Source organism: Rhizomicrobium sp. (assembly GCF_056722145.1).
Genome location: NZ_JBWZET010000374.1, coordinates 1 through 6,592, shown reverse-complemented (window position 1 = coordinate 6,592; position 6,592 = coordinate 1). Strand labels below are relative to the sequence as shown.

7 protein-coding genes are annotated in these 6,592 nt (G+C 64.1%); 2 read left to right on the top strand and 5 right to left on the bottom strand.

Annotated features, from left to right (window positions below; translation table 11 throughout):
- The 4 genes from glyS to AC1P6P_RS19835 form a co-directional block, all read right to left on the bottom strand.
- On the bottom strand, window positions 1–2,041 hold a 2,041-nt coding region (gene glyS / locus AC1P6P_RS19850; protein WP_481404178.1), incomplete at its 3' end, for a glycine--tRNA ligase subunit beta.
- Between the two features lie 163 nt (window positions 2,042–2,204).
- Complete coding sequence (locus tag AC1P6P_RS19845) at window positions 2,205–3,077, bottom strand: glycine--tRNA ligase subunit alpha (RefSeq protein ID WP_481404177.1); 873 nt, start codon at window positions 3,075–3,077, stop codon at window positions 2,205–2,207.
- Window positions 3,078–3,353: 276 nt separating this feature from the next.
- Window positions 3,354–4,058 carry a tRNA1(Val) (adenine(37)-N6)-methyltransferase gene (locus AC1P6P_RS19840; RefSeq protein ID WP_481404176.1) on the bottom strand — a complete coding sequence of 235 codons (705 nt, stop codon included), beginning with the start codon at window positions 4,056–4,058 and terminating at the stop codon, window positions 3,354–3,356.
- A complete protein-coding gene (locus AC1P6P_RS19835; protein WP_481404175.1) occupies window positions 4,055–4,276 on the bottom strand; it encodes a putative signal transducing protein in 222 nt (73 codons plus the stop codon). The genes AC1P6P_RS19840 and AC1P6P_RS19835 overlap by 4 nt, the downstream gene beginning before the upstream one ends.
- Window positions 4,277–4,392: 116 nt before the next feature.
- Between AC1P6P_RS19835 and AC1P6P_RS19830 the strand changes: the two genes are divergently transcribed.
- Together AC1P6P_RS19830 and AC1P6P_RS19825 are read left to right on the top strand one after the other, a co-directional pair.
- Window positions 4,393–5,406, top strand: coding sequence for a polyprenyl synthetase family protein (locus AC1P6P_RS19830; protein WP_481404174.1), 1,014 nt, complete (start codon window positions 4,393–4,395; stop codon window positions 5,404–5,406).
- A gap of 7 nt (window positions 5,407–5,413) precedes the next feature.
- Window positions 5,414–6,073 (top strand): hypothetical protein, encoded by a 660-nt coding sequence (locus AC1P6P_RS19825; RefSeq protein ID WP_481404173.1) that lies wholly within the window; start codon window positions 5,414–5,416, stop codon window positions 6,071–6,073.
- 6 nt (window positions 6,074–6,079) lie between these two features.
- Here the strand turns inward: AC1P6P_RS19825 and AC1P6P_RS19820 are convergent.
- Window positions 6,080–6,592, bottom strand: a 513-nt coding sequence (locus AC1P6P_RS19820; protein WP_481404172.1) for a hypothetical protein, incomplete at its 5' end; no start/stop codon positions are given.

Below are 6,592 nucleotides of genomic sequence, written 5' to 3'. Positions count from 1 at the left end.
CTTCCACAAAGCGCTCGCGCTCGATTTCGGCCTTCACCAGGTCCGCCGCGGAGGAAAGTTCCACGTACAGCGCCTTTTCCTCGTCGAGCACCAGCGCGTCGGGATCGGGCGAGCCGTCGAAGGTGGTCTTGTCCTTCTTCTCTTCCGCTTTCAGGATATTCGCCGCGCGCTTGTACCCGGCGAGCAGATCAGCGCCCTCCTCCGACTTCAAGAAGGTCTGCAACGCCTCCACCCGCGCGACGAGCCGCACCAGATCGTCTTCATTGCCAAGCGAGAACACCGCATCGATCAAATCGTAGCGAACACCCTTTTCCTTCAGCGCGACATAGATGCGATCCGCGAGAAACTCGATCAAATCCCTTCTTGTCTGTGAGTCTAAAAGTGGAAACTCGGCGCTCGATCCAGCGGGATAATCTCGTGCTACTGCCGCTTTTCGATCTTCAAATGTCGTGCCGAGAACCTTTCCTTGGACCGGCTGATTCATGATGAGTGGATTAGGTGACCTAACAATCACAAAGCTGTCTGCTTCAACTCGTTGAGCATGCCCTGCCAAAAGACTCTCTAGTGGCAGACGCAGCGAGTACGTGTCCAATACCCGGAAGAACCCCAACGCCGCACGCCTTAAGGCAAATGGATCAGAAGAACCTGTTGGCAATTCGTGATTTGCCCAAAAATCTGAAAGCTGATCCAGCTTATCCGCCAGTGCCACGGCAATCGAAACCTTGCTCGTCGGCACCGCGTCATTCGGGCCGACCGGGCGATAGTGGTCGCGGATCGCGTCGGCGACTTCCATGTCTTCGCCGTCGTGGATCGCGTAGTAGCGCCCCATCACGCCTTGCAGTTCGGGAAATTCGCCGACCACGCCGGTCGTCAGGTCCGCTTTGCACAGCAGCGCGGCGCGCTTGGCCTTCTCGACATCGGCACCGATCTTGGCGGCAATCTCGGCGGCCAGCGCCACGATGCGTTCCACCCGCTCATGCTGGGTGCCGAGTTTGGCGTGGAAGACGATGCCTTCCAGCTTTTTCACCCGGCTGTCGAGGCGGTGCGTGCGGTCCTGGTCCCAGAAGAATTTGGCGTCCGACAGCCGCGCCCGCAGCACCCGTTCGTTGCCGGCGACGATCTTCTTGCCGCCGTCTTCCGGCGTCATGTTCGAGACCACCGCAAAGCGGTTGGCCATCTTGCCGGTCTTGGAATCGTGCAGGCTGAAATACTTCTGATGCACGCGCATCGAGGTTTGCAGAATCTCGGCCGGCACATCCATGAACTGGTCTTCGATGGTGCCGATAAGAACCGTCGGCCATTCGTTGAGGCCGGCGACCTCTTCCAGCAATCCGATATCGTCGATCAGTTCCAGCCCGAGCGCGAACGCCTTGTTCTTGGCGTCGGTGAGGATGGTGTCCTTGCGCTCGGCCGCATCCAGCATCACATGATGACGCTTGAGATCGTTGCGATAGATTTCGAACGTCTTGGCGGTGATCACGCCCGCCGACAGGAAGCGATGGCCCTTGGTGGTCGCCCCGCTGGTGACGCCGGCGAATTCGAACGGCACCACCTCGCCGTCGAACACCGCCAGAATGGAATGCAACGGCCGTACCCAGCGGGTGGTTTCACCCGGACGCCAGCGCATCGATTTCGGCCACGGCAGCTTGGCGAAGCACTCGGGCAGGATTTCCGCCAGCACCTCAGCGGTGGCGCGGCCCTTCCTATGGATCACCGCAACGTAGAATTCGCCCTTGCCGTCGCTGCGCTTCTCGCATTGATCGAGCGTCACGCCGGCCGAGCGCAAAAAGCCTTCCACCGCCTTCTCGGGCGCGCCGACGCGCGGGCCCTTCTTTTCTTCCGAGACGTCGGGCTGCTTGACCGGCAAGCCGCTCGCCACCAGCGTCAGACGGCGCGGCCCGGCGAAGGCTTCCGAGCCCTCGAACAGCAGCCCGCGGTCGCTGAGCGCACCGACGACGAGGCGCTGCAGATCCTTCGCGCCTTGCGCCTGCATGCGGGCGGGAATTTCTTCGGAGAACAGTTCAAGCAGAAGCTCGGCCATGGTCAGGCCCCCAAAACAAAAATTGGTTTCACGCGGAGACGCGGAGGCGCGGAGATGCGCGGCCAGATTTTCGCACCGAGACCCGGCCGCAGCCCGATGAGTGCCGACCGATCAGCCGGCACTCCGCGCCTCCGCGTCTCCGCGTGCATAATCTGGTTTTTCATCACCCGAACCTCGGCTCATAGGCGCCCATCGGGCTGGCCAGCCAGGCTTCGCAGCACATTTTCGCCAGGGCGCGGACGCGGGCGATGTAGGCGGCGCGTTCGGTCACCGAAATCACGCCGCGGGCATCGAGCAGATTGAAGCTGTGGCTCGCCTTGATGCACTGGTCGTAAGCCGGCAGCGGCAGGTGCTTTTCCACCAGCGCCTTGCACTGCTTTTCAGCGTCGGCGAAATGCTGCGACAGGATCTGGGTGTCGGCGTATTCGAAATTGAACGCCGAGAATTCCTTTTCCGCCTGATGGAAAACCTCGCCATAGCGGAACTGGTCGTTGAATTTCAGGTCGTAGACGAACTCGCAGCCCTGCACATACATGGCGAGGCGTTCGAGGCCGTAGGTAATCTCGGCGCAGACCGGATCGCAGTCGATGCCGCCGACCTGCTGGAAATAGGTGAACTGCGTCACCTCCATGCCGTCGCACCAGACTTCCCACCCCAAGCCCCAGGCGCCCAGCGTCGGGCTTTCCCAATCGTCTTCGACGAAGCGCACGTCATGCTCGGCGGGATCGAGACCGATCGCCTTCAGCGAGCCGAGATACAGCTCCTGCACATTGTCGGGCGTCGGCTTCAGGATCACCTGATACTGATAATAATGCTGCAGCCGGTTCGGGTTCTCGCCATAGCGCCCGTCGGTCGGCCGCCGCGACGGCTGGACATAAGCCGCCTTCCACGGCCGCGGCCCGAGCGCGCGCAACGTCGTCGCCGGATGGAAGGTGCCCGCGCCCATGTTGTCGTCATAGGGCTGCAGGATCAGGCAGCCTTGCGCCGCCCAATAATTCTGAAGGGTCAGGATCAGGTCCTGGAAGGTTTTCGCCACGGATTACGGCCTCGTTCGAAGCAGGCGCGGAACCTACAGACGAGGGCCGAAGCAAACAACACCGCAAATGCCACGCCCAACGTGCTTTCCTCCCCCGCGGTGACCAGACCGGCGCGCAGCACAATGCGCGGATAGCGGGGGAGGTGGATCGCGAAGCGAGACGGAGGGGGGAGCGGCCAACCGGCGGAGCATTCCCCACTCCGGCCTGACGGCCACCTCCCCCGCTATTTGACCACCGCACGGTTCGTCGGCCGGGTCACCGCGGGGGAAGAAAGATTAAACCTTCAAATGCCCACCCCTGAGCACGGCATCCGCTTCCGGCGTCCAGCCCCCGTCGTCCTGGTGCAGGACCAGTCCGGCGGCCAGCACCAGGGGGGCGCGCGAGCCCTGACGGGCTTGGACGATGACTCGTTTCGCCGCAACGCCGACCCGGGGCCACAGCGGGAAAACCGTGACGCCGCGATCGGGCAGCGCCGCCAGCGCTTCGCCGAGGCGATCGGCGCGCAAAATGGCCGTGAACGTCCCGCCCGAGACCGTCCGCTTGAGCCCGACGTCCAGCCAGCCGCCCAGCCGGCCGCCATCCTGCAGCGCGCGCGCCCGCGCCGGATCGGGAGCGGCCTGCCCGGCCTCGTCATGGAATGGCGGGTTGCTCAACACATGGTTGAACTGACGGCGATAAACCTCTGGCAGGTCGAAAATATCTGCCGTCGCGAAGTGCACCCGGCCGGCCATCCCATTGGCCTCCGCATTGGCCGTCGCCAGCGTCACCAAGTCGGGATCGATTTCCAGCCCGGTAACCTGCGACTCGCTGAGTCGGGCCGCCAGACAGAGGCTCGCGGTCCCCGCCCCGGCGCCCAGGTCCAATACCGCGCCAGCCTCCGGCACTGCCGCCGCCAGCATCACGGCATCCAGCCCCGCCCGGAAACCGGTCTCCGGCTGGCGTACGAGCACCCGGCCGCCCAGGAATCGGTCCTCGCTCACGGTTCAAGCGCCGCTCCGCCGACGCCTTCGCGCAGGATTTCGCGCGCGTGCTCCAGGTCGTCGTCGGAAACCATCAACCGGCGCGGGATAATGACCATACTGCCATCGAGCACACTCATTTCGCCGTCGAACACCACCGCCGGCACACCGGCGTCACGCAGCAACGCCTGGGCGAAGTCGAGCAGCACCGGGTCATTGGTCTTCAAAATGCTCTTCACGGGGCCGATTCCAAGTTGCACGCGAAGCCATTGTATCACTGAAATCTTTCCTTGGGTGCTTGACCCGGAGCGGCCCCGCTACCAATCTCGCCTCGTTTCACCAGCCAGTCTCCCGGATGTCACCACCTCGCCTTCGCCGCCCCGAAACCGACGTCTCGCCTGTCGAGCGCCTGCATGCCCTGGTGGCGGCGGACATGCGCACGACCGACATGCTGATCCACGAGCGGCTGTCGAGCGCGGTGGCGATGATCCCCGATCTCGCCAAGCATTTGATCGACTCCGGCGGCAAGCGGCTGCGCCCGCTTCTCACCCTCGCGGCGGCGACGATGGGCGGTTACGCCGGCCGCGACCACGCCAAGCTGGCGGCGGCAGTGGAATTCATCCACACCGCAACCCTCTTGCACGACGACGTGGTCGACGAAAGCTCGCTGCGCCGCGGCAAGGTCTCGGCCAATATCGTCTGGGGCAACCAGGCGAGCGTCCTGGTCGGCGATTTCCTGCTCTCCCGCGCATTCGAACTGATGGTGGAAACCGGCGAGCTGGAAGTGCTGCGCATCCTGTCGCGCGCTGCGGCGGTGATTTCCGAAGGCGAAGTGATGCAGCTGAAAAGCGCCGGCAATCTCGGCGTCAACGAGGAGCATTACCTGCGCGTTGTCTCGGCCAAAACCGCCGAGCTGTTCGCCGCCGCCTCGGAAGCCGGAGCGGTGATCGCCGTCGGCAAAGGCGAATTGGCGGCGGCGCTGCGCGATTACGGCATGAACCTCGGCATCGCCTTCCAGCTGGTCGACGATGCGCTCGATTATTCCGGCCGTCAGGCGCTGATGGGCAAGTCGGTCGGCGACGATTTTCGCGAAGGCAAGGTGACGCTGCCGGTCATTCTTGCCGTCGCCCGGGCCGACGATCCGGCGAAGAAATTCTGGGTCCGCGCCATCGAAACGGGCCCGCAAGGCGAAGCCGATCTCGATCGCGCCATCACCCTGGTGGAACAGACCGGAGCCATCGCCGACACCATGGAACGGGCCCGCGGCTACGCGGGGATCGCGTGCCGGGCGCTGGAACGCGTGCCGCAAAGCCCGATGCGCGACGTCCTCGCCGCGGTCGCCGATTTCTGCGTCGAGAGGGCGTATTAGAATGCGCATGACTATTGCTGCCGCGGTGATGGGGCTGACCATGACCGCGGCACTCGCCGGTTCCGATCCGATGGCCACGCGCTTCGGCAACACCATGCTGGTGATCGAACCGGACGGCCGCATCGTTCACATGCTTTATCGCGCCGACGGAAGCTTTCTCGCCAAGTCGGCCCGCGGCCAGATCGACGGCACCTGGACGCTGCAGAACGACGCCTTGTGCCTCAATTTCCCCAAGGCTTTGGCCGGAATCGGCGACAAGGAATGCGGCCCGGCCGACGTTCACGCCGTCGGCGATGTCTGGCTTCTCGGCTCTCGCCATCTCACGCTGGTGCAAGGCGTCGTACTCGACGACACCCCCGATGTGCTGGCGGCATTGGCGGCGGCGAGCCGCGTCGGCAATACGGTGGTGGCCAAGGACCCGGACGGCACCGAGACGCGTCTGTACTGGCGCCCCGATCACACCTTCTCGGCCACGCGCCCGGGATGGAAGTCCGAAGGCACCTGGCGCGTCGAAGGCTCCAGCCTGTTGCTGCATTACGACGTGCCGCGCCCCGCCATGGGCCGCGACGAAGAGATGAAAAACGCCACCCCGCGCCGCCTCGGCGAAACCTGGGGCATGGCCGACCGCCAAGTCACGCTCGTCGCGGGCGAGCAGCTGGGGAAGTGAACCGCTCTACCGCCCCTTGCCGGTCGCCAGCAGGATGTGGCGCCATTCGGCGAGCACAGGATAGTGGCCCATCATGCGGGTGATGCGATTGAAGTGGGCCGAGCGGAAATAGGCGGCGCCGCGACCGCCCTCGCCTTTGTTGAAGCGCAGCCCGTCGCGCCGGTCCCACGCGAAAGCGACAGCCGCCGTGCACAATTCGGGATCGCTCGCCAGCCCGACATGCTTGAGAATATTGCCGACGAGTTCGACCGGGCTCAGCTGCAGGGCGCGGTAATCGGTCATGAACACGGTCTCGGGCGCCGTCAGGGCATAAGAGATCCAGCCGGCGTAGAAATTCACATACCACGGCGCCAGCACGTCGATGATGAAGTCGGCCTTGGCATTGCGCGAGAGGGCACGGAAATTCGGCGGGATATGGCAGTTGAGGCCGTCGTGCAGGGAATGGTCGTCGCTCTCCAGCATGTCCCAATAGGAGGCGAGCATGTCCGGAATGCTCCGCAGCATGACGACCGGCTTGAT